Source organism: Merdimonas faecis, from assembly GCF_001754075.1.
In the GTDB taxonomy this organism is placed as follows: domain Bacteria; phylum Bacillota; class Clostridia; order Lachnospirales; family Lachnospiraceae; genus Merdimonas; species Merdimonas faecis.
The window spans coordinates 114,966-138,050 of record NZ_MIEH01000016.1 but is presented as its reverse complement, the minus strand read 5'-3'; the positions used below and the strand labels follow the sequence as shown (position 1 = coordinate 138,050).

Sequence of the window (23,085 nt, the reverse complement as noted above, 5' to 3'; positions counted from 1 at the left end):
ATTAATATTTGGCGCTTACCATTAACTTACACCTCCCTTTAAAATGACTGCATTGTAGCATAGAATCATTAAGTTTTTTCATGGTTGTAAAAAATCGCCCATGTTTTTGTCAAAATTAGACTTTTCATTTTGCATAAAAAAAGAGACTCCTAACAAGTCTCTTAGTTTTTAATCCGCGACATATACAAAAGAACCTGAACGCAAAATCTATTGGATGTATAATCTATTTTAATTTCTCCTCCATTGTCAATCACCACTTTCTTTACATTTTCTAATCCAATACCATGTATAGCAAGTTCTGTCTGCGTTGTCTGCAGTCCGTTTTTCTTTTCCAAAATTTTTCCCGAATAGCTGTTTTCTATAAAGATTAACAGCAGCTCTTGTTTTATTTGCATTTTTATAGTTAGTTGCTTTTCTTCCGATTTACTGGCTTCTCTTACTGCATTATCTACTAGATTCCCTAAGATCACGCAAATATTAAAATTATTCAAATACAGATCTTCCGGAATATTTATCTGAACATCTACCTGGTTCAGCGTCCTGTTTGCTTTCTGCAACATATAGTTCAACACCCCGTCTATTTCCCGGTTTCCTGTGTTTGAATATTCCTTTGGATTGAGCATAAATTCTTTCATGCCGCTTAAATATTTTATCATATCGTCATCATTATTATTTTTAGCCATTGCTGATAACTCAATAATATGATGTTTTATATCATGTCTTAGTGCCTTCACCCGCTCTTCCGATTCCCTTGCTACATCCAACTGATAAGAATAAACTTCCAGCATCTGTTTAAATACCTGCTCATTCATACGAGCAGAATAAAATTTAAGTAATGAATGATACAGATAAAAAATAAGAATATTAATAAAAAGAAGTGCCAGTGATGCAAAAATAACAATTCCTTTTATTTCATGCACAACAATAATCAGATAATATATATATGCAATACTAACAACAGGCACCATTAAAAGTGCAACCATATTTAATGCCGGTAATGTAATTTCTTTTTCGGGTTCTGTTGTCCTCTGGATAATAATTGCAATAAATAATAAAGCAAAGCTGGTAATACATTCATATACCTGATTCACCGGCTGTCCCATCGTATATTTTGTTAAAGATAAAATGACAATGCTGTCAACCAAAGCATTAATCACATATATAATAAATACAGCCAAACATTTCTTTGTTTTCTTTATGCGGTATGGAAAAAAAATCAAAAAAAGACTTGTAATGTTTGACAAAATATTCATAGCCGGAGAGGAAAATAACAAGCTTATCGCACTTGTCCATGCCCAGCCTATAATATATAAAATAGAGACATGCTTCCATACACTCTCTTCTTTTTGCACAAAAATACCAACAAAATACTTCAATGCGTAAAAACGTAATGCATTTGCCAGTAACGCTATAATACCATTAAATATTTTTAAACTCATCTGCAGCACTCTCCAAAATCTTTCTTCGTACATCTGCACGATTGATTTTACTTATATTTAGTACATCTCCATTCAGCATTTTTACCCACTCGTATGTAAATTCCTTTACATAATTTTTATTTACTAAATACGATTTATGTATTCTTAAAAAAACATTTTCTGGAATTCGTTTTTCAATCTCATTCAATTTTCCATAAAATGTTCTGATCTCTTTTTTCATTACAATATTAATTTTTCTTCCAGTACTTTGAAAATACAAAATATCTTTATACGAAATGCGATATGTACTATTTTGAGTTTGGAACTCAAATCCCACACTATTTTTTCCCGATATACGATAAATATTATCCAAAACATGATATATCTTCGCCGCTTCTATGGGCTTTACCAAAAAATCAAACGGGCGATTTTGAAAAAGCTGTAATGCATAATTTTCCTTTGAAGATATATATATCAAAAATATATTCTCTTCTTCAAGAACCTCTCTTATATATTTGCCCACCATAACTCCATCTTTCCCTGGCAATTCTATATCCAGAAAAAGAATGTTTATTTTCTCTCTTTTCAAATAATCCAACAAAGTATCTCCAGAATAAAAAACTTCTGTCACAAGTGAAACGCTCTTCTCTTTCGCATATTTCAGTATAATCTCTTCTAGCTCGGAACATGTGCTTTTTTCATCATCGCAAATTACAGTCTTCATTATTTTTCCCTCCTGAAAGTATAATACTCTCTCGGTATCATTCATGCAAGTCATCTCCCTATATTGTCAAGTGATTCTCCCTTTAAAATAAAGGTTTTTCAAGTTACTATCTCAGATAAATGAGCCAAGGAAAGGGGCATTTCTCTGTATCTGGTACGAAAATAGCTGGTTTTGGGTACACGAAGTAAAACGTCTTTGTATTTCGTCTTACATGGCCTTGTGTATACCCATCCATCTATGGCAGCGTACCTCCCGTGTCTACCAGGATCTCCCGCGTCTCCGCCGGGTCCTCACTTCCTTCGTCCCGCCTGCCCATATCCAGGGTGTCGGCTTAGCTCCTTTGCAGGGTCTTGCCCTATGGTGATGATTTCTGCCGACTACTGGCTCATTCTTTGTGTTTTATTTACTGACTTCCGGCACTCTTCCTCATTCCGGCACCTTGCGGCGGACGTTTCCCCGTAAATGATTCCCCGTACCTTTCAGCTGTCCTGTCACAGCTGAATTCAACCCACAGCACTGCATGGACTCAATTCAACTGTGACAAGCATTGATCAACGGTTACTGGTCTGTTCTCTTATGCTGCCTGTATCTGTGGCCTGCGGATATCCCCCATCATTTTCTCCGGGTCATAATCCACCCCTTTGGTCAGTATCACATAAAAGATCCTGATCACTTTGCACGCGACGGCCACCACGGACTGCATCTTCTTCAAAGGATTCTCTTTGCGTGTCCGGTAATACTCATGGATCTCTTTGAACTCCGCATTCTTCCCGATCAGCGACAGCGCCGCCTCATACAGCACATATCTCAGACGTTTCCTGCCCCTGTAACTGATCCGGCTTTCCCCTTTGTGCTTTCCCGATTCATTTGCCACAATCGCATACCCTGCCAGCTTCTGCAGCTGTTTCGGATCTTCGAAACGTCTGATATCTCCGGCTTCTGCAATAAATCCGCTGACGGTTAGCAATCCGACTCCCTTGATTGCCATCAGTTTATCGATGTAAGGGATCTCTTTTAGCTTTTCTTCTATCATTCCAAGCAGTTCTTCCACTCTTGACGCATATACATCCATGTCATTCAGCAGGTTCCTGAGTTCTATCCTTGCCGCTTCCGGCGCTTCCTTACTCCCGATGCTATGCTCCGCAGCCGATACCAGGGTCTTTGCCCTCTTCATTCCGGCGCCCCTCAGCTTTGCGCCCCTCCAGATCCGGTTTATACCTTCCACACCCAGTTTCCGGATATCCTCCGGCAGCGGCGCTGCCTGCAGCACGATCCTTCCGCTGACCGCCTTGAAATCCCTGTAAACGTCTTTATACTCCGGGAAATAGATGGAGAACCATCTGGCGATCCGGTTTTTGGCTCTGGTAAGCTCTTCCTGTGCCTGGAACCGCATGTTTGACAAACTCCTGATCTCTGCATAAACGCCGGTCGGTATATATGGATAAGAAAAACGTCCTTCATTCACAAGACTGGCGATCGTCTTTGGATCTTTACGGTCATTCTTATTGGGATTATTGTCGTCCAGTTCTTTCGACTTTTTTACGTGATGGGGATTTACATGCACCGGCCTCATCCCATTGTCCTGCAGGAATTTTCCCAGGGCGAACCAGTAATGACCGGTTGGCTCCATACCAGGAATCACAACGGATTTGCCATTTTTCTCTAAAAGATTCTCCACCCAGGCTTTGAATGACAAAAAACCTGCTTCGTTATTGCTAAATTCAAAAGGCTTTTTGGTGAATTCATAATTCCTCCAGTCGAAAGCACGGGCAAAATAAGTTTCACTTCCAACATCAATACCAACAATTAAAGTTTTTTCAGTAATGGATGCAATTTTTGCGTTTTGTGTGTTATACTTCATTTCGGATACCTCTCTGTTTAATAAGATTTTTACTAACCGGCAAAGTCAGCAAATCTTATTTTACTCTGAGGTATCTTTTTATCAACCACCTTTCTTGGAATTCCCTATGTTTGTATTATACAGGAAGCTCCTTTTTAACCTTCATTCAAAGCTGTCTTTAGATATTTATGGTATATTTTAAGCAAAATCATTGTCAAATAGATATTTAAAATCGAATAAAATTATTTTAAAACACTTACAATATGTATAGGAGGTGTCATGAATGAGGAAACTGATTTTTCAGCATTTATCAAAAATAGAATTACTGAATTACGTTGTCAAAAAGGAATCTCCGAATACACTTTGAGCTTAGCAATCGGTCGTTCGCAAGGATATATACAATCAATTAGTTCTGGCAGAATATTACCCTCTATGAATACTTTTTTAGTTATTTGTAAGTACTTCGATATTACTCCTACTGAATTTTTTGATCCATCTTTTCAGAACCCTACTTTGTTACATTCTATTATTTCAGATATTAGTAAATTTTCTGAAGAAGATTTATTATTACTTTCATCCGTTTTAAAGCGACTAACAAGGAATTAAATTCTATTATCCAATAGATGAACAAGAATTAACTTTATTTTAATCTTGCTCACCTATTTTTTCTGGTTTATATATATTTATAAGCAGCAATTTTTCAACACTATAGAGCAAGTTTCGCCTGCGTAACTCAAAACTCACTTCGTAACTTTTGCTTACTGGCAAACTTGATGGGGATTCCGCTCCCCATACCCTCGGCTTCAGCACATTTATTTAATGTGTTATCATTGCTCCTGTGAAAGACAGTCGCAGCGTGATCGGTTCCCATCACGAAAAAACAACATCTTAAAAATATTCATTTTGTTCTCTTTATGTTCTTTAAATCGGCTTATAGTATGAATACAAATTTTAGTAGAAAGGGATTTTATGGCTAGACCGAAAAAAGAAAAGGAACTGAGGCGCACCCATCCAGTGATGCTCCGCTTCACAGACGCAGAGTATGAACGTCTCCTATTCTATGCAGAAGCCGCACGGCTTCCTCTTGCAGAATATATCCGAAAACAAGTTACAGGAAAACCAGTAAAAGTAAAATATGAAATTGTGGCAGAGCTACCGGAATTGAAAAAGCTAATCGCAGAGTTTGGCAAAATCGGAAGTAACCTTAATCAGATCGCCCGCCATTTTAACAGTGGCGGTATCCATTCACAGGAAATGCGCAAAAGAATTAACCAGGGAATTTCTGACATTTATGAGATGAAGTACGAAGTTCTGAGAATGGCAGGAGACTTTCTATCCCACCCTCCGAGCGATAGTGCTGTTACGAAAGGAGATTTTTTTCATGGCAATCCTGAAGCATATCGCTAGTAAAAATGCGGATTACGGGGAGACCCAGCGCTATCTGATGTTTCAATATAACGAGGATACCATGAAACCGATTCTTGATGAAAATGGCAGACTAATCCCCAGGGAGGAATATTATCTGGACGGCATCAACTGTGATTCCTTTACCTTTGATATGGAATGTAAAGAACTAAATGCACAATACCGTAAGAACCAGACCTTTGATGAGATCAAATCTCATCACTATATTTTAAGTTTTGATCCGAAGGACACGGAGGAAAGCGGATTGACCGGAGAACGAGCGCAGCAGCTCGGTCTGGAGTATGCCCGGAAAAATTTTCCCGGCCATCAGGCTTTAGTCTGCACTCATACAGACGGACACAATCAGAGTGGCAACATTCATGTGCATATCGTTATCAATAGCCTGCGGAAACATGATGTGGAACGTCAGGATTTCATGGAACGGCCATGCGATTCCCGTGCTGGCTATAAACATCATCTTACGAATGATTATCTTTCCTATCTGAAACAGGATGTGATGGATTTGTGCCACAGAGAGCAACTGCACCAGGTTGACCTGCTCTCTCCTGCGGAAAGGAAAGTCACTGACCGAGAATATCACGCACAGCGCAGAGGGCAGAAAAAGCTGGATACATTAAATCGGGAAATGACTGCCGGCGGCATCACACCACGCAAAACGAAATTTGAAACCCAGAAAGATTTCCTCCGAAACGCCATTGAGGAAGCCGCCGCTTCCGCCCGCAGTCTGGAAGAATTTCAAAAGCAGCTTTTAGACAACTATCATATTTCACTCAAGATCAGCCGTAGGCGGTTCAGCTATCTCCATCCGGAGCGTGGGAAATACATTACGGGCAGAAACCTGGGAACACGGTATGAAAAAGAATATCTGCTGTCTGTATGGGAGAAAAATTCCAAATGCCACCAGAACCTGTCACCTGAGCCGGATACATCCGATAAACCATCTGCCTTTGCGAATCAGAACGACCTGCCTGCTTTCGTCTTTATCAAATCCGAACTCCGGCTTGTGATTGATCTGCAGAATTGTGCAAAAGCGCAGGCAAATTCTTCTTATGCCAGGAAAGTCCGGTTGTCTAATTTACAGCAGATGGCGAAAACAGTGGCCTATATTCAAGAGCATGGTTACGATACGGAAGATGATCTGAAAGCCGCTTTTGATGAGGCACAGGCACAGACCACCGAGATGCGAAAAACACTCCGTTCTACGGAAAAGAAACTTCGTGAGGTCAACGAACAAATTCATTATACAGGGCAATATCTGGCTAACAAATCAGTGTACCGGGAATTTCTTACCTGCAAGAATAAGAAGAAGTTCCGGCTGGAACACCAGACGGAGATCACTCTGTATGAAACTGCCCGGAAAATACTGAAAGAACATTCAGAAGATGGAAAACTGCCTTCCATGAAACTGTTGAAAGCAGAAAAAGAAAAGCTGGCTGCACGGAAAAGCAGCCAGTACGAAGCATACCGAAACCTCCGGGAATATGAAAAGGAACTGCATATTGTCCAGACAAACATCGACACATTTCTGGGGAAAGACCGCTCCCGGCAGACAGCGCAGGAACGAGAAAGTACACGCTCCTAAATCTCTGCCTTATATCAGAAGGCCCACTGAGATTTTTCTTTACTCCGTGGGCCTATCCTGTGTATCCTTTTTCAGTTGTTCGATTTTCTTGATATCTACATAGTGAGTCGCATATGCTTTCTCAATCTCTGGCTTTCCGCTCTTGCTGAAACGGAGCAGGATCACCGGCCTGTGTCCATGCTTTTTCTTTACGCCCCACCGCTTATAATAGCAAAAAGACGGCTTCAATCCTGTCTTTTGCGCATATCGCCGGATCTGCCCCATGATTACAGAAAGCTTCCGGAGATTGCAGGTGCATACCTGCTCCAAATACGGGATTTTCCCGAAACGCCATTCTTCATATTTCTGTTTTGGCAGTACGCCAATCTCCATCAGCACATCCACCGGTGCGGCATAGCCCCGCCGCTGGCATTGGTGGTAAACCGCAGCATGGGCTTTCCTGCTTAATTCACTATCTTTCAAGCTCACACTCTCCCATCCGGCCATTCTTTCAACTAGAGTTCATTGTAACACGAAATCCCATTTCTTCCCACAACAACTTCCTATTCCTTCTGATCCGGAATGGTATATGCTTCCACGGTGATTTTATTCCCATCCGGTTCTATCTCCACCCAATAATTCTGTATCCGACAGCCCCGGTGCCAGTCCTGAAGAGAATAGATTTCCAACGTTTTAAAATCCACCAGGCAGAGCGGAACTGCCTCTTTCTTTTCGTATTTCCATTTGCGGAACTCCAAAGATTCCAGCACTTTATTCAAGCATTTCTGACAGAGATGTCCCCGGATTGTCTCTGTTTTCATCTGATAATCCTACGGAAGTGTTACCTCTATGGAAGCCATTGTGCCTCGGAAATTACTTTCTGTGGAATAAATAATTTCTCCGGTATTTCCAAAACTTGTCGAAGTTCCATCTTCTCCATTCACTTCGTTTCCGTTTTCGTCATGGCATTTCAAGCGAAAGTCCAACACATACCAGTCATTAAGCGAAATCAATCCTATCGTATCAAATTTCCGGTAATAATCTATCAGACTGTAATCGCTGCTCCCGCAAAGATAACAGCTTCCCTGATCCTCAAGTGCGGATTGGACTCCCTCATAGCTGACATTCTCCATACCTCCGCTTCTGAGCCACTTTTCATACAGTTCATCCTTAAAATACACCCCCAAAAGCAACAGTACAAACCCACCGATCATCAGCCAGAACAGCCCCGCCCTGATCCGGTAATATTTCTTTTTCCCTTTCTCCTGCATCCTGTTTCCCCTCCCAAAATTTAGTGTACTTAAAACAAGTCCATTTATCACATCATATCACTACCTGTACTTAAAATGTACTTATCCTAACGAACTTATTTTGTACTTAAATGTACTAGACAGGAGGTATTATGGATAAAGATAAACATATCGGTTTACGCATTGACTCAGAAACGCACAAGAAGCTGAAAAGCCTTGCAGAGTTTGACGGACGCTCCATGAATGGTGAGATCCTATATCTGATCCGCCAGGCTATCGCACAGCACGAACATAAACATGGTGAATTAAAGTAAGCATTTCTGTATTACAATTTCCGTTATCATCTTCAAAAGTGGACTCATTCTAGTCCCATTGTATCATTCCATGCCGATAAGATAAAGGAAAATCGGACTCATTCTAGTCCACACAAGGAGTTTTATCGCATGGAACAAAAAATCAAGCAGACTGGTATTGACATTGGCGGGAATATCCGCCGCATCAGAAAAGAAAAAGGAATTGGACAGACTGAACTTGTCCGTATGCTCCAGCTCCAGGGCTTGAATATGACACGGGAAACGCTGGTAAAAATCGAAAGAGGAATCCAGCATATCACAGGGACACAACTCCGAGGCATCCGGGACTGCCTGGAGACAAGTTATGATGAGCTATTGAAATAGAGACTTCAATTTATGCATATGGTTCTCCCCATTTCATCATATTTTAAAAATAGTTCATTGCTATTTTTTGAAAAATCGACTATACTATGGATAAGAAAATAAGAAAGGAGTAGATGCACATGGCAACACAGAGTATTAAAAAGAACATTGTAATCCATGACAAAGACTCCGCCGCTGCTTTTGTGGAAGCACTGGAAAAAGCCGCAGCTATTGCGACAAAGCCTGCTTCCCGTAATTACAGCGTAAAGGAATTAAAAGGTACAAAAAATATCAAAGCTTTTTTCGGAGATAAATTATAATGGATTATATAGAGCTGAATCTTTTAGAAATGCTCGACACATACGGAGAGGATAAGCTACAGTCTATCCTCTCCCGTTTCATGTGTCCCCAAAATATAGATGTGGAAAATTTTATACAAACAAAGGCGATTGGCTTTGCCAGACAGCGGCTTGCAATGACCTATCTTGTTTTTTCTGATGAAGAATCACCTGATCTCGTTGGCTATTTTACACTGGCAAATAAATTTGTTTCTATCAACGGAAATGTACTAAGCAAAACTCTCCAGAAGCGTATAGGAAAGTTTTCACAATATGACAAAGAACTTGACCGTTTTCTGGTGTCTATGCCTTTGATTGCACAGCTCGGCAGAAATTTTAATCCTGCCTTATCTGCCTCGATACCCGGACAGGAATTATTATCTATTGCCTGCAGCAAAGTCCGGGAAGCTCAGTTTATTATCGGTGGGAAAGCTGTTTACATAGAATGTGCCAGCAATCCAAAATTATATGACTTTTATTCCGCTTCCCAATTTGTCCAGTTTGGTCAACGAGAGAGAGATACAGACGAAATTGCGGAAAGTCCGATATTGGTACAAATGCTAAAGTATTTCAGAGATTAAAAAAAGAGGAAGATGCCTGCCCTCCCGGCAAAACATCTTCCCTTTTCTATTTTCTTCTCCGCTCCATTTCTTCTTCCGTCGCCATCTGCGGCACAGGCTTCCCGCTCTTTCTGGCAATCTCCTCTTGCTTCAGATGGAGCCGATCCAGCACAGAAATCCGTCCTCCAATCTTCCGAGGCTTGTTCGGCAGATTATTCATACGCCCATCAATCATGTTGTAATTCTGCTCTTCCGTAATCTCGGCGCTGCGCAGATATTCCCCGTTTTCGTAGGCTTTCTGCCAGTTTTCCATCACCGGCTTTTTAGTTTTCTCCGGTTCCGGCTCTTTTGCTGGCGGGTGCAGGTACTCCCAAATCTGCTGTTTTACTGTCCCGTCAAAGCCGTGGAAAACATTGTCTGCCACCATATTCCCCGCACTGTCCAGCACCACATTGGCCGCCTGCGCCCCGTAAACGGTGTGTTCCATGAGGAAAAATTCCCGCCCGTCTATGATGATACTGTCATAGGCAAGCCAGCTTCCTTCTTTCCCCTCAATATGAAAATCTGTTGTATCATAGGAAATCAAGGCACTGGAGGAACCCAGGCGGTGAAAACCGGCAAGCACAACAAAGCCTTCTTTTTCCACATAATAGGCTGTGATCTCGCCACCGCTGTTTAAGACCAGCACATCACTGACGCTTAGGCTGTGGCAGGCAGATCTGCGGGGCGGATGCTCCCCCAGGCGCTTCCGGATCGTGTCCGGCGTATCCCCTTTCTTCATCCGTCCCAGGTAAACCTGTTCATAGTTCGCATACCGCACAGGGATATGCTGCTCCTGCAGCGTTTTATAAGAGCGGTAGCGGATCATCCGGTTTTCCGGGATATTCTTCAGTTGGTACAGGGCAAATTGGCTGATCTCCATCACGCTTCCTCCGCCGGTTCCTGCGCATAGGTTTCCAGATCCATCCCTGAGAACTCCTGATCCGTGAGCTGCTCCATTTTCTTCAGCGTACTGTTGACAAGTGCAAGCATCTCCCCATCTTCGCTGATAAATGGAAGCACCCGGCGGATTTCCTCCATGGTTCCGGTACGGGTATCCTTCTCAAACACAGCCATAACAAAATATTCCTCTTCCTCAAATCGTACTCTCATAACTCCGGTTCTCCTTTCCTGCGCCCCTGGGCTATCTTTTCAGTTTTCTCTCCCTCTTTTTGTACCTGCTGTTCCTGGGCTTTCTGTTTTGCCTGCCTCTCACGAAGCGCCGCAAGGACAGACTGGCGCACCCCGGCAGGCTTCGATGCTTCTGGTTTCTGTACCATATTCCCCGGTCTGTCCTGTCCGCCCGGTTCTGCCGCCGGCTCTGTCTGCACCGGCTCTTTCCTCTGTTGCTCCTCTGCCAGCATTTTCTCCAGGTCTGCCATGGCTTTCTGCACCAGGGGGCTTTCCTGATAATGGGGAACCAGGTCAATCGCATCTTTCGAGATGCTCCCGGCCCGCATCAGTTCATAATCCCCGTCATACATACTCCCGTCCTCCAGCCGGAAGCCGATCCCTTTGATCCCGTTCATCCGCTCCGCCGGGATCTCTTTGTATTTCTGAAAGGCTTCCCTCAGTGTCAGGTTATCGTGATACTCTCCCATCACAGGGAACTCCATGCACTCTGCCACATAGAACGTAATTTTTGCTTCTTCCACCTCCGGCTCATACATAACTTCCGCCCTGCCCGTCTCCTGTGCCTGCTCAATTCTTGTTAACAATTTCTTTGCATTTTCTACATCCTCTGGAAGATCGTCATTCTCCCCCTCGGCAATCTCTGCCACCCATTTCCGTATGGACTCTGCTTCTCCGGAAACAAGATCAGCATAAATCATTTCCACATTTTCTTCCCTGTCCTCAACTGTATCCCGGTATTCATACAGATCAAATTCGTTTAGAAACTGATCAATATCATATGCCAGCTTCTTCAATTCTTTATCATCCAGATATTTCTCCGCATTTTTCATATATTCTTCCATAGTATAGGTTCGATTCTCAGATACTGGGGTAATATCCAGCGGAATCCCTACAATCGCCATTCCAGCTTTATGAAGGGCCGAGAAAAAATCATCTTCCCGGATATTTCCTGTGTAGAAAAGAACCACATCCAAATCAGAACCATTGTTGTATAATCCCGCTCTTGTGCGGCTGCCATAAACACGGGCAGCGTTTAGTTTTACTTCGTCCTCCAGTCCCATATCCTCAAGCTGTGCCTGTGCGTAACACAACACCGTTTCCTCTATTGCTGAACGGCTCATATCACCCAGCGCTTTTTCTTTTTCTGTTATACCGGAAGTTAGTGGCATTTCTATTTTCCCTTGTATTTCTCGCTGCCCTGCCTCTGTTACTGCCTCCATAAAGTCGTTCCAACAAACCACATGACACTGAGCTAACATAATCTTTTCTTCATTAAGGAGAGCTTCCACCGCCTCTTGAATAGAAATATCCGTGTTCTCATAAGATCCTCCGTCCAGTTCCCGGTATTTCCGATCATAAAACGTATAATCAAACCAGCCCTCTGCGGATGTCTGAATATAAAAGTAACCTTTCATCGATGGAAGTTCATACACGATATTGGTATCTTTATTATCAAGATAAAACTGCGCATGGTTATACGCATCTGCCACTTCATCATTTATCCATTTTCCATCCAATGAAGCCTTTTTCACATCCTCCACATTTTCAATCCCATTCTCACATTTGAGCAGCGTCATTCTGGAAGTAACAGGCTCCCGGCTTTCCATCCCCAACCGTTTGTCCAGGTGGTTTGGTAACAGGTGATATGCCTGGATTGCTTCATCCAGGTTTTCAAAATACTGATATTCCCGCTCTGCTTTGTCACCATAGGCGTCATTCACCACATAGAACTGCTTGATAAACGGCTCTGGCACTTTCTCATAGAGATATTCTGTGATCGCTTCCATAGCACCATCGTCAAATCCATGCTCCAGATCCTCCGCCACCAGCTTCCCGTCTGCATCCACAATAATCCCTGCCACCGTATCCCCATACCCGTCATGCTCCATCCGGAAGAAAGTCTCCCCGGCGATTTCCTTCACTTCTGCCGTGTGCCAGGTGCCAAAATGCCCCTCTACCAAAAGCCCTTTTGTCTCCGGGCCGATCTGTCCGGCCTGTTTTTCTTGCTCCTGTTCCCCCATTTCTTTCCGGGCAAGGCCGATAAAACCGTCCATGACTGCCGGATGGCTCGTCACCACATAATCGGCATTGAGATCCATCCCACGGCTGATATTCTCCGGGATTTTGAAGCGATCCGCCCATTCCTTAGTCTCTTTTGAAAACCGCCCGTCTGATCTGAGGTGCTGGACGGTACAGGCCAGCACAAAAGACACCCGTTCTGCCCCGTATGTTTCCACCACATCTGCCGCAGCTTCATGGGCCAGATGATACCCGTCAAAGTGGCTGTCAATCGCTTCTTCAATCGCTTTCTTACAGTCCAGGTTCAGCTTCCGTGAATCCAGGTAAGCGTCTGCGTTTCTATGTTCCATAGCGTAAGTAAGATCCGACAGATAGAGCGGCGGATATTCTTTTATCTGGCTTTCCAGCAGTTTCTTTCTCTGTGCATCAAATTCCGGAAGCTCTTGATACCCAAAGCTGTCCACATAGTAGGCGGTCAGCTCCTTATCTTTTTTCAGGACAACCACATCACTCACCGACAGGGAATGCCCGGTATAGTCTGCCGGATGGTCTGTATTGAATTTTGTATACAAGGCTTCCAGGGTATCCCCTTCCTGCAGTTCATCTCCGTAAACGAACTGATAATCGGCGCCGTCCACAGTGATGCCCTGTTCCTGCAGGTAAGCCATTCCCATAAAACGATAATCCGTCCCGTCCCTGTCCTCACGGAGCTGATAAATCCCATATCTGTCCTGTTCGCTCTGGAAAAGCGCTGTTTCCTGATGACGCTGGGCTTCTCTCTGGATTTCCTGCATACGTTCTACCATCTGATCAATAAACTCTCCGGAAACTCTGCGAATCGTATCCATAGAAGTGCGAAGCTCTTTCATATCCTTATCACTACTCCATCCGGCAATATAGGGAAAGGAATATTCTGACGTATCCAGACCGAAATACTGGCAGACCGTATAGGCCACGCTTTCCGCTTCTACTTCCCTTGTCAGCTTATCTTTTTTCTCGCCCATTTCCTCCATAACGTCCCTGTCATGGAGCTTTGCGTGGGTAACTTCATGGATACCGGTTTTCATGGTCTGGCTTTCACTCATGCCATTCTGAATCACGATTTCTTTATCTATACTGCTGTAAAATCCCTTTGCCCCGCTCTCAATCTCGTCAAAACGGATCGGCACCGGGGAAATATCCCGGATCGCCTGCATAAATATCTCATAGTTTTCCACACTTCCCATCAGCTCCGGCGTAGCCAGTTCCGGAAGCGGCTCCCCGTCAGTCTGGGATACATCAAATACCGTAGTGATCCGGAAGCGTGGGATTGTATATTCCACTTCCTCCATCTCCGGCGTCCCATCCGGCTTCAGCACCGGCTCCAACGTCGCCGGATCAATCTTCTCCACTTCTTCCTTTTCCCGGATCGGCGCAGGGGCAATGATCTGGATGCCTTTCTCCCCACGCTTCACCTGACGATGGAACTTTTTCTGCCATGCCTGATAACCAGCCACTAAAGTTGCATCCGGTTTCTGCAGATGGATCAGGAGCGTATTGTTAAAGCTATAACTGTGGAATTGGGACATGGTTTTCAAATATTCCATGTACATTTCTGATGTGAAAATCTCTTTGACGCCCTGCTCCAGCCGCTGGGTAATCTCCTTCATTCTTTGGTTCCTGTCCTTTTCTGCCATACTGTCCTCCTTAAAGCTCCCGCCGCCTGCCACAGCAGGAACAGCCTGTTTTTCTTTTCTTTATAATTGCGGTTCTACCTTTCTCTCATGTTTTCCTATTTTCTGCTGTCCGGCAGCAATCCGCTCCTGGGCTTCTTTCAGCTTTCCAAGCACTGATGGCCTGCGGGGGGTGTCCGCCACAACCGCTTCCTCCGCCACTCTCCCGGCATCATTTATCATGCTTCCCGGCTGGTCTGCCGCCACTGTCCCGTCCTCTGTCCCAAGCACTTCCGCTGGGCCTTTCTCGTCCATGTTCAAAAGGGAATTTAACTCTGCCAGACGCTCCGACTTCTCCGCCAGCTCCTGCTCTCTCTCAAAAGGCTTTGCCACTTCTTCCTTCGCTGTCTCCAACTGTTGCTGTAAGGTTTCCAATTTCTGCTGTGTCTCTGCCGCTTTCTTTTCAATGCCGGACAAGGCGTTGCTGATCCTCTGCAGGTTCCCCAGGGCGTCCTTTCCAATCTCCACTTTATAGCTGCACTGGCGTTTCAGCGTCACCATATATTTCTGGTTAAAGCTGTCAAACTCCGCACTCATCTGAAAACCGTAAAATTCCCCGATCTGCCCGGAAGTTTTCACCGCCTTTAGTCCGGCACAGGCAGCAATCAGCGCTGTGCCGGACTCTTTCCGGTCAGTGTATTCTTTCCCGCCAACCGTCATGGAAAACTCGTCTTTTTCTCTGCCTTTTTCCAGAAGCGGCTTCACCGCCTGGAAGTCTGCTTTCAGCCCCTCCAGCCGCTCTTTCGCCGCTGTGATCTGCAAGGGATAATTCTTCGCTATATCCGTCTCCAGACGGTATTTCTGGCTGGTATGGTTGGCTTTCATCAGCTTTAACTTGCTCACCTGGATGTCCAAATCCATCTTTTCCTTGATATAGGGATTTCCAGTGGCCAGGGCTTTGATCTCCGCATAGGACAGCGCCGCATCGTCCACATCCTCACAGGCACGGACAGGACTTTTGCTTGTCATGATCTGGCTGATGAATTTCTGCTTATTCTCCAAAATCTGCCACATATAGGCATCGAAGGTGTTTTCCGTCACATACCGGAAGATCTTTACTTTCTTATTCTGGTTTCCCTGCCGGAGAATACGCCCCTCCTGTTGTTCCAGATCTGCCGGTTTCCAGGGGCAGTCCAAATGATGGAGGGCAATGAGCCTGTCCTGGATATTTGTGCCTGCCCCCAGCTTTGGCGTAGATCCAAGGAGGATGCGCACTTTCCCGGAACGCACCTTTGCGAACAGTTCCGCTTTTTTTGCCTCTGTACCTGCTTCATGGATAAAAGCAATTTCCTCCCTGGGGATACCTTTTGCCACCAGCTTTTCCCGCACGTCATCATATACATTAAAAGTGCCGTTATTCTTCGGTGTGGAAAGGTCGCAGAAAATAAGCTGGGTAGAACGCTTCTGTGCGGTTTCCTGCCAGATGTCAAAGGCATTTTTTACACAGCGGTTTACCTTGCTGTCCGGGAAATCCGGGAGCATATCGTTGATGAGCCGCTGATCCAGGGCGCACTTTCGTCCGTCATTGGTGATCTTGAGCATGTTGTCCTCACGAGGCTCCACCAGGCCGGAGCGCACCATCTCCGCCCGGTCAGCAAAGGTACTGACCAGATCTTCCTGCTCTGGACTGGGCTTCAGCACCTCATTGATATACTCCGCTTCCGGCACCGGAAGGTGGAGCATATCCGCTGTCTGAATGTCCGCTGACTCTTTAAACAGGGAAATCAGCTCTGGAAGATTAAAAAAACGGGCAAACCGTGTTTTTGCACGGTAGCCCGTCCCTTCCGGCGATAATTCAATCGCCGTCACTGTCTCCCCAAAAGCGGCGGCCCAGGAATCGAAATGCCCTAGCCCCATCGCCTGGAGGGTGTCATATTGTAAGTAGCGCATAATGGTATAAAGCTCCACCATACTGTTGGAAACAGGCGTCCCTGTGGCAAACGTCACCCCACGCCCGCCGGTGATCTCATCTAAATACTGGCACTTAGCGAACATATCTGAGCTTTTCTGTGCGTCCGTCTGTGCGATCCCCGCAATATTCCTCATTTTTGTATAAAGAAAAAGGTTCTTATAAAAATGGCTCTCATCCACAAACAGCCGGTCTACCCCAAGCTGCTCAAACGTTACCACATCATCTTTCCGGCTCTGGTCGTTGAGGCGCTCCAGTTTTGTCTCCAGGTTCTTCCTGGTCTTTTCCATCTGCTTTACCGTATAACGGCTCCCTTCCTGTTCCGCAGCTTCCTCTATAGCCATGGTGATCTCGTCGATCTGCTTTTCAATGGACATTGCCTGCCGCTCCCTGGACAGGGGAATCCTCTCAAACTGGCTGTGCCCGATAATGATAGCATCATAATCCCCGGTGGCGATCCGGGAACAGAACTTCTTCCGGTTGGCCGGCTCAAAATCTTTCTTTGTCGCCACCAGCACGTTGGCGTTTGGATAAAGCCGCAGGAAGTCGCTTCCCCATTGCTCGGTCAGGTGGTTCGGCACCACATACAGGTTCTTCTGCGACAGTCCCAGCCGTTTGCTCTCCATGCCGGCGGCGATCATCTGGAAGGTCTTACCTGCGCCCACGCAATGGGCAAGGAGCGTGTTATGCCCGTAAAGGATATGGGCAACGGCGTTCTTCTGGTGGGGCATCAGCGTAATCTCCGGCGTCATCCCGGCAAACTGGATATGGCTGCCGTCATACTCACGGGGCCGGATACTATTAAACAGCTCATTGTATTTCCTGCACAGCGTCTCCCGCCTGTCCATATCCCGGAAGATCCATTCCTTAAATTCCTCCCGGATCATCTCCTGTTTCTGCTGTGCCAGCATGGTTTCTTTCTTATTGAGGACTCGCTTTTCCGTGCCGTCCTCCTGCACTGTATCATAAATCTTTGTGTCCCGCAGGTTTAAGGCATCTTCCAACAAACGGTAAGCATTGGCCCCCTGGGTGCCATAAGTGGCCGTCACACGGGGATTGCGGTAGTCCGCATTTTTCCCGCTCACATTCCACTGGCCGTTGACCGGGGCATACTTCACCTCGATCTGCCGTCCAAGCAGATAATCCGGTGTGCCAAACAGTTCCCCCATAAACTGGGTGATATACGCCGGCTCGATCCAGGTAGCGCCAAGGCGCACCTCGATTTCTGACGCATCCAGGTCTTTTGGCTGCACCCGCTCAAGCGCCTGCACATTGATGGCATATTCCGGATGATTTTTCGCAAATGTTCCGGCTGTCTCCAGCTTCTCCCGCACATTTCCGGACAGGTATTCATCCGAGGTCTCCCAGCTTTCTGTCACCGGGTTTTTAAAGATCACCCCGGCCAGTTCCTCCGTCACTTCTTCCTCCGTTTTCCCGGAAAGCTGTGCCATAAAAGGCACGTCCACTTTGGCCCGTTCCCCGATAGACACCGCCAGGGCTTCGCTTGCCGTATCCACGGATGTTACCGCCTCCGGCTTCCGGATCGTCCGTTTGGTAAAGATGTCGGCTTTCCGTTTCAGGTTCCCTTCTTCGTCCAGGATCTCCAGGGAAGAGAGCAGGCAGTAGCTGCTGTCCTGGGAAAAGGCCCGCTTGTTGGCATTGCTGCTGATCAGCCCGTATCTCCCAGTAAACTTATCGTATGTCTGATTTAGCTTTTCCTGAAGGGCATGGACTTTTTCGTCACTTCCGTCCTCTAGCTGGCACTGGAGAAGCTCCTGCGTCAAGTCACGCAGCTCAATCATTCCCAGCACACGCTCCGTTGTCATAGCCGGCAGCTCCATCCGGTTCATCCGGGAATTTTCCCGGTAATACACAACACCGTCCACGTTGGCAAAACTGAAATTTTTAATGGACGGGTCTGCCGGGATGGACGTGTCAATCTCCCCTAAATCAGAATCCTCCAGTTCCATTTCCGTGATCGTGCCGTGGATATGACTGACCGCTTCCTTTAACTGCTCTCCAAGGTCTGCACCTGCTATGGGCTGGCAGACAAGCTGCGGCCCATAGGGGCCGGAAACGATCTTCTGCTCCCCCAGCACCATCTCTGGATGGTTCTGGAAATAGCGGTTGACCGTAATAAAGTTATAGGAGGTTTCTCCCTTGTCATTGGTATATTCTTCCCGCAGGATCTCATCCGTCTGTACCCACTCCGGCACTTCCTTCCCAAGTATCCGGGGAGCGTCCAGTTTCTGCAGGAACAAAATATCCGTGTTCATCCTTGTCCCGGCATTGGCCTGGAACGCATTGTTCGGCAAACGGATGGCTCCCAACAGGTCGCACCGCTGGGCGATATATTCCCTGGAACTTGCGTCTTTCTTGTCCATGGTTCCGCCGCTGCTCCCGTTGGATGTGACAAAAGCGATCACCCCGCCGGGGCGCACCTTATCAATGGTCTTTGCGATAAAATAATCATGGACAAAAAATTTCTGCCTGTCATAACGCCGGTCTATGAGCTTATAGCCTCCAAAGGGGATATTCCCTACCGCCACGTCAAAAAAGCCGTCCGGGAACTGGGTCTTTTCAAATCCATTGATGGTAATGTCTGCTTCCGGGTAAAGGAGCTTTGCGATCCTGCCGGAAATGCTGTCCAGCTCCACGCCGTACATCTTCAGGTTATCCATGCCCTCCGGCACAAGCCCCAGGAAGTTCCCGATCCCGCAGGACGGCTCCAACACATTTCCTTTCTCTAAACCCATATTTCCCAGGGCTTCATACATAGCTTTGATCACAACCGGCGGCGTATAAAAAGCGCTTAACGTGGATTCCCGTGCCGCCTTGTATTCCTCCGGGTCAAGCTCCGTATACAGTTCAATAAATTCGTCCGCCCAGGCTTCATTCCGTTCTTCAAAGGCTTCCTGCAGGCCGCCCCAGCCCACATAGCGGGATAGGACTTCCTGTTCTTCCGGTGTGGCGCTTGTCCGCCCTTCTTGCTCGATCTGATGAAGCAGCCGGATAGCGTCCATGTTGGCACGAAACTTATCTTTCGGACTCCCGGTTCCAAGGGCATCATCGGTGATACGGAAATTGACCGCCCTTTCCTGCCGTTCTGCAGCCGGGGCCGGCTCCTTTTTCTCCGGCTCCAGGGGGATATGGTAATACTGCCGGATGGTGTTGATGGTGTCCAGGGACATCACTTCTGTGGTAAGGTGCGAAAGCTCCCGCTTTACCACCGCCTGATTGTCCGTCTCCAGACGTTCCAGTACGTCAAGAATCAACTGCATCTGTTCCGGGGAAAACTCCGGATTTAAAACCGGCGCTATATCCTGCCCTTTTTCAGCAGCGGCATAAATCACATCCATCTGCTCCGGGGAAAACAGTTCAAAAGAGACGCCTGCCTGCTCCATAGTATCCTGAATGTTTTCTTCCATGGCGGCATAGGCTTCGTCCAGTTCTTCATCCGATAAAGTTGCCCCCGGCTGTCCCGGCTTTAAAATCTCTGCTCTCTCTGGCTCCTGTTTTTCTGGTTCTAATTCCGCTTCCTGCCCTGGTTCATCCATTTTCTGTGTCTCCAGAACAGGTGTGTGTGTTTCCTCCTCATTCTCTGCTGCAGTTTCCGGAAGCGTCTCCGCATTTTCTTCTTTCTCCGCCGCAGATTCCGGCGCTTCCGGCTCCTCTATGCCATCCCCCATAAAATCAAAAAGGGACAACTGCTGTCCTGTCCCCTCGATTTCAATCGCTTTCTTTTTCTCCGGGAAAATCGTATAGGTTCCCTCTATATAATCATGGATCACCGAGAGCGTCTCCGCCCGCTCCTCATACTCCGGGAAATCCAGTGGCAGGGCGGCAAGGGCAGCGTCCATCTGCGACACAAGCCTTTCCGCTGTCTCCGGTTCTTCTAAAATCCCCGGCAGGCGTTTCCTGGCATCTTCATTCAGCAGATCCGCCTTAAATGGGCGTTCGATTTCCTCCGGCATACGGGAATAAAAACCAATGACCCTCCTGGCCAGAACTTCCCGCTCATAGGCCGGCATACGGGAATAATCCCCGGCTTTCAGGTACATTCCCTGATCTATGAGCTGCTGGACACGCTTTGCCGCCTGGGGCCATTTCAGCAGTTCCGTGGCTGCTGGCTTTAAATAATCCCCCCGGCAGAGTTTAATGCCTTTCCCGTCATAGTCTGCATGGGAATCATCCGCCCCGCTCAAGGCGTGGCTGCACCCGCCGATCCCATACTGCTCTTTTAAGAAATCCGCCTTTTCCTTTGCAGTTTTCTCCTGGATAAAAAACGCATAAGTGGAAAGCCGCCCGTCAGAGTATGGGCCGCCCCTGGTGAGGAAAACGTCAATCTCATCCTGGGTAATAAAAACCTCATGTTCCTGCCACTGAAATTCCTCCCTGGCCTGGTAAGGAATGGCTTCTTTTGCAAACTTCTGGAACTGTGCCGCCACCTTATCCGGGCGATACCAAGGGAAACGCATCAGCTCTTTGTCCATCTCAAAAGCTTCTGCCAGTCCTGCAAGCCGCTCATTTAAGTCTGCCAGATACTCCGGCTGGTCTAACAAAGCGCTGACTTTTTCTGTTGCCTCCGGGAAACCGCCCCGGAATGGCTCCGTATCCGCAAATACTAATTCCGCTACCCCCTCCGCAAGGTCACGCTCCATATAAAGAAGGGTCTGGGCATGTTCTTTCAGGGCGTTATCCCTTGCTGCATCCAGTACAGACTGCGGGGCATATTCCCCTTGCTTTAATAGTTGTTGAATCCTTCCAGACACATCCTCCCAGGACAAAAATGTTTTATCCAGAATCCGATCATGTACCGTATGCCCCACGGCAATCTGCATCCCCAGCTCGTTATACCAGACAGAATACTCTTTCCCGCCGATCACAAGCCCAATACCGCCCGTACCGTATTCCCGGCGCACAAAATCCGTATATTCCTCCGGCGTCTGCTCCATCATAAAATTATAAATGATTCGCAGATGGCTCCTGTCACGGTTGCCGCCTTTTCTTAAAACTTCATCAATCACATCTGCTGGGATCGCTGTCTCCCCGGCATACAAAGCAGCCTGCCGTTCCTCAATGGTGCGGATCTGCTGTTCTACCGTAGGCAGTTCGGGCAAAGAAAAAGCAGAGGCTGCTTCTTCCTCTGCTTCACTCAAATCCTGTTCGGTTGTTTCTTTGCTTAGCTGTATACCAATTCCGTCAGCACGGTTTCCTCCGCCATCTGTGTCAGGCTGTTCATGTGTGCTGTCCACGCCATCTGATCTGTCTCTTTGTCTGGAGCCGGATACTTCATAAGCAGCCTTTCCATCATGTTCTCCATCCGATTCTGCGCTGCCTGCTCGATCTCCTGCAGGTGGCTGTCCAGCTTCCCGCTCATCAGCAGGCTCTGGTACAGGTTCTTCTTGTATTCTTTCAGGTATGTCCTCCGCAGCATCCCGTATTTCCCGATGGTCTGCGGTTCCTCCTGAAGCGTCAGGTTCGGAAACAGGTAATCTCCCTTGCGGTGATAGGTCAGTTCCATTCGTTTTCCCTCCTTCATCATTTTCACTTTCACGAATTAACGTGTTAAATTTATTATAAAGTACTTCCTTCTTTTTTGCAACTGTTTTTTCTGGTTTTCCATGGGATTCTTCCGCCTGCTTTCTCCATTCTTCCAATTCCGCCTGCCGGATCGTCCGTCCAATATCACGGAGTATCGGTTCCACAAGCTGGCTGGTGGCATTTCCCAGGAAAGCCAGGACAGACAGATCATTATAATCTGTAATGCTTGAGAAATCCGCTTCCTCCAGGTATTCCATAGGTTCTAACCCACAGCGCCGTGCCAGGGAATAAAAAGCGCTGTTTGCAAGAAGGGTACGGAACTCCACCCGGATGGTATCGTCATCCAGCCCTTCCAGGAATGTACCGGGGATGGCATACCCTATGCCGTCCATGGCTTCCTCCAGGCTGTCAGCTGCCATCTCCTCCGCAATCTGCCGCAGCGCTGCAGCCAGGTCAGAAGCCCCGTCTCCATCCAGCCCATAAGTATCTGCCAGATGGTTCAAAATCATTTCCTGCTGTTCTTCTTTCATCCGCCACAGGTACGGCGTCTTGCCGCCCCTTACCGGGTGGGTGTCTGATACGTCAAATACATACCGCAGGGCACGCCTCGGCCCGGTGTCGTCGATCAGGGCGATCCCCTTCGCTCCCCGGTTTACCCACCGGCGCATCTTCTCATTCCACACTTCCAGCTCCGCACAGGCCGTTGCGTCCGGACGCTGGGCGTGGATCAAAAGAGTATCTGAGAACGGATAGCGGTAGAGTCTGGAAGCCGTGTCCAGATACCCCATCCAGTCCCGTGGGGAACCGCTGACTTCTTTTGCCGTCTCCCGTGCCAGGAAACGGATGTCATTGATTTTTGCCATGTAGATCCTCCTGTAAATCATAAATTATCCCTGTATGGCGCTGGCTGGGGCGTCTGCTTCATACAGGTAAAAACTGTCTTGCCCCTCTTGTAT

The 23,085-nt window shown here is 46.8% G+C and carries 17 protein-coding genes; 7 read left to right on the top strand and 10 right to left on the bottom strand.

From position 1 onward, the window contains the following. Window positions 1-161 precede the first annotated feature (161 nt). The 3 genes from BKD12_RS07960 to BKD12_RS07950 all read right to left on the bottom strand — a co-directional run bounded on the left by BKD12_RS07960 (window position 162) and on the right by BKD12_RS07950 (window position 4,003). Window positions 162-1,472, bottom strand: coding sequence for a sensor histidine kinase (locus BKD12_RS07960; RefSeq protein ID WP_083262897.1), 1,311 nt, complete (start codon window positions 1,470-1,472; stop codon window positions 162-164). Further along, window positions 1,420-2,142: a LytR/AlgR family response regulator transcription factor gene (locus BKD12_RS07955; protein WP_070088796.1), complete on the bottom strand. Its 723-nt coding sequence runs from the start codon at window positions 2,140-2,142 to the stop codon at window positions 1,420-1,422. Before BKD12_RS07955 ends, BKD12_RS07960 begins: the two co-directional genes overlap by 53 nt. 574 nt (window positions 2,143-2,716) lie before the next feature. Further along, a complete protein-coding gene (locus tag BKD12_RS07950; protein WP_070088779.1) occupies window positions 2,717-4,003 on the bottom strand; it encodes an IS110 family RNA-guided transposase in 1,287 nt (428 codons plus the stop codon). 258 nt (window positions 4,004-4,261) lie between these two features. Here BKD12_RS07950 and BKD12_RS16480 point away from each other — a divergent pair, with 258 nt between their 5' ends. The 3 genes from BKD12_RS16480 to BKD12_RS07940 all read left to right on the top strand — a co-directional run bounded on the left by BKD12_RS16480 (window position 4,262) and on the right by BKD12_RS07940 (window position 6,989). Further along, window positions 4,262-4,588: a helix-turn-helix transcriptional regulator gene (locus BKD12_RS16480; RefSeq protein ID WP_083262895.1), complete on the top strand. Its 327-nt coding sequence runs from the start codon at window positions 4,262-4,264 to the stop codon at window positions 4,586-4,588. 363 nt (window positions 4,589-4,951) lie between these two features. Continuing rightward, entirely contained in the window at window positions 4,952-5,389 is a 438-nt protein-coding gene (locus BKD12_RS07945; protein WP_070088778.1) for a plasmid mobilization protein, read from the top strand. After that, the gene (locus tag BKD12_RS07940; RefSeq protein ID WP_070088777.1) at window positions 5,364-6,989 is read left to right on the top strand and encodes a relaxase/mobilization nuclease domain-containing protein; all 1,626 of its coding nucleotides are present in this window, start codon (window positions 5,364-5,366) and stop codon (window positions 6,987-6,989) included. The genes BKD12_RS07945 and BKD12_RS07940 overlap by 26 nt, the downstream gene beginning before the upstream one ends. A 39-nt stretch (window positions 6,990-7,028) precedes the next feature. Here the strand turns inward: BKD12_RS07940 and BKD12_RS07935 are convergent, their stop codons facing one another. From BKD12_RS07935 to BKD12_RS17240, 3 genes are all read right to left on the bottom strand, one after another. Beyond that, the gene (locus BKD12_RS07935) at window positions 7,029-7,451 is read right to left on the bottom strand and encodes a hypothetical protein (protein ID WP_164496680.1); all 423 of its coding nucleotides are present in this window, start codon (window positions 7,449-7,451) and stop codon (window positions 7,029-7,031) included. 80 nt (window positions 7,452-7,531) lie between these two features. Then, a complete protein-coding gene (locus BKD12_RS17245) occupies window positions 7,532-7,789 on the bottom strand; it encodes a hypothetical protein (RefSeq protein WP_083262894.1) in 258 nt (85 codons plus the stop codon). A gap of 9 nt (window positions 7,790-7,798) precedes the next feature. Then, window positions 7,799-8,239 (bottom strand): hypothetical protein, encoded by a 441-nt coding sequence (locus tag BKD12_RS17240; RefSeq protein ID WP_083262893.1) that lies wholly within the window; start codon window positions 8,237-8,239, stop codon window positions 7,799-7,801. Window positions 8,240-8,370: 131 nt separating this feature from the next. Here BKD12_RS17240 and BKD12_RS16465 point away from each other — a divergent pair, with 131 nt between their 5' ends. The 4 genes from BKD12_RS16465 to BKD12_RS07915 all read left to right on the top strand — a co-directional run bounded on the left by BKD12_RS16465 (window position 8,371) and on the right by BKD12_RS07915 (window position 9,793). After that, a complete protein-coding gene (locus tag BKD12_RS16465; RefSeq protein ID WP_083262892.1) occupies window positions 8,371-8,532 on the top strand; it encodes a type II toxin-antitoxin system antitoxin in 162 nt (53 codons plus the stop codon). 129 nt (window positions 8,533-8,661) lie between these two features. Then, the gene (locus BKD12_RS07925; protein WP_070088775.1) at window positions 8,662-8,895 is read left to right on the top strand and encodes a helix-turn-helix domain-containing protein; all 234 of its coding nucleotides are present in this window, start codon (window positions 8,662-8,664) and stop codon (window positions 8,893-8,895) included. Window positions 8,896-9,014: 119 nt separating this feature from the next. Next, on the top strand, window positions 9,015-9,194 hold the full coding sequence (locus BKD12_RS07920) for a hypothetical protein (RefSeq protein WP_070088774.1): 180 nt from the start codon (window positions 9,015-9,017) through the stop codon (window positions 9,192-9,194). Then, window positions 9,194-9,793 (top strand): hypothetical protein, encoded by a 600-nt coding sequence (locus BKD12_RS07915; RefSeq protein WP_070088773.1) that lies wholly within the window; start codon window positions 9,194-9,196, stop codon window positions 9,791-9,793. The genes BKD12_RS07920 and BKD12_RS07915 overlap by 1 nt, the downstream gene beginning before the upstream one ends. A gap of 46 nt (window positions 9,794-9,839) precedes the next feature. Here the strand turns inward: BKD12_RS07915 and BKD12_RS07910 are convergent, their stop codons facing one another. From BKD12_RS07910 to BKD12_RS17560, 4 genes are read right to left on the bottom strand one after another with little or no spacing between them, the layout of a single operon-like run. Continuing rightward, window positions 9,840-10,694 (bottom strand): YodL domain-containing protein, encoded by an 855-nt coding sequence (locus BKD12_RS07910; RefSeq protein ID WP_070088772.1) that lies wholly within the window; start codon window positions 10,692-10,694, stop codon window positions 9,840-9,842. Continuing rightward, entirely contained in the window at window positions 10,694-10,924 is a 231-nt protein-coding gene (locus BKD12_RS07905; protein WP_070088771.1) for a transposon-transfer assisting family protein, read from the bottom strand. Before BKD12_RS07905 ends, BKD12_RS07910 begins: the two co-directional genes overlap by 1 nt. After that, window positions 10,921-14,640 (bottom strand): DUF3849 domain-containing protein, encoded by a 3,720-nt coding sequence (locus BKD12_RS07900; RefSeq protein WP_070088770.1) that lies wholly within the window; start codon window positions 14,638-14,640, stop codon window positions 10,921-10,923. The genes BKD12_RS07905 and BKD12_RS07900 overlap by 4 nt, the downstream gene beginning before the upstream one ends. A gap of 60 nt (window positions 14,641-14,700) precedes the next feature. Continuing rightward, a complete protein-coding gene (locus BKD12_RS17560) occupies window positions 14,701-22,992 on the bottom strand; it encodes a helicase-like domain-containing protein (protein ID WP_070088769.1) in 8,292 nt (2,763 codons plus the stop codon). Window positions 22,993-23,085: the final 93 nt, after the last annotated feature.

Excerpts from the sequence above, each read along its gene's own strand:
- BKD12_RS07940 (WP_070088777.1), top strand. The coding sequence starts at position 5,364 with ATGGCAATCCTGAAGCATATCGCTAGTAAAAATGCGGATTACGGGGAG.
- BKD12_RS07900 (WP_070088770.1), bottom strand. The coding sequence starts at position 14,640 with ATGGCAGAAAAGGACAGGAACCAAAGAATGAAGGAGATTACCCAGCGG.
- BKD12_RS07915 (WP_070088773.1), top strand. The coding sequence starts at position 9,194 with ATGGATTATATAGAGCTGAATCTTTTAGAAATGCTCGACACATACGGA.
- BKD12_RS07945 (WP_070088778.1), top strand. The coding sequence starts at position 4,952 with ATGGCTAGACCGAAAAAAGAAAAGGAACTGAGGCGCACCCATCCAGTG.
- BKD12_RS17240 (WP_083262893.1), bottom strand. The coding sequence starts at position 8,239 with ATGCAGGAGAAAGGGAAAAAGAAATATTACCGGATCAGGGCGGGGCTG.
- BKD12_RS16465 (WP_083262892.1), top strand. The coding sequence starts at position 8,371 with ATGGATAAAGATAAACATATCGGTTTACGCATTGACTCAGAAACGCAC.
- BKD12_RS17560 (WP_070088769.1), bottom strand. The coding sequence starts at position 22,992 with ATGGCAAAAATCAATGACATCCGTTTCCTGGCACGGGAGACGGCAAAA.
- BKD12_RS07955 (WP_070088796.1), bottom strand. The coding sequence starts at position 2,142 with ATGAAGACTGTAATTTGCGATGATGAAAAAAGCACATGTTCCGAGCTA.
- BKD12_RS07950 (WP_070088779.1), bottom strand. The coding sequence starts at position 4,003 with ATGAAGTATAACACACAAAACGCAAAAATTGCATCCATTACTGAAAAA.
- BKD12_RS07905 (WP_070088771.1), bottom strand. The coding sequence starts at position 10,924 with ATGAGAGTACGATTTGAGGAAGAGGAATATTTTGTTATGGCTGTGTTT.
- BKD12_RS17245 (WP_083262894.1), bottom strand. The coding sequence starts at position 7,789 with ATGAAAACAGAGACAATCCGGGGACATCTCTGTCAGAAATGCTTGAAT.
- BKD12_RS07910 (WP_070088772.1), bottom strand. The coding sequence starts at position 10,694 with ATGGAGATCAGCCAATTTGCCCTGTACCAACTGAAGAATATCCCGGAA.
- BKD12_RS07925 (WP_070088775.1), top strand. The coding sequence starts at position 8,662 with ATGGAACAAAAAATCAAGCAGACTGGTATTGACATTGGCGGGAATATC.
- BKD12_RS16480 (WP_083262895.1), top strand. The coding sequence starts at position 4,262 with ATGAATGAGGAAACTGATTTTTCAGCATTTATCAAAAATAGAATTACT.
- BKD12_RS07920 (WP_070088774.1), top strand. The coding sequence starts at position 9,015 with ATGGCAACACAGAGTATTAAAAAGAACATTGTAATCCATGACAAAGAC.
- BKD12_RS07960 (WP_083262897.1), bottom strand. The coding sequence starts at position 1,472 with ATGTACGAAGAAAGATTTTGGAGAGTGCTGCAGATGAGTTTAAAAATA.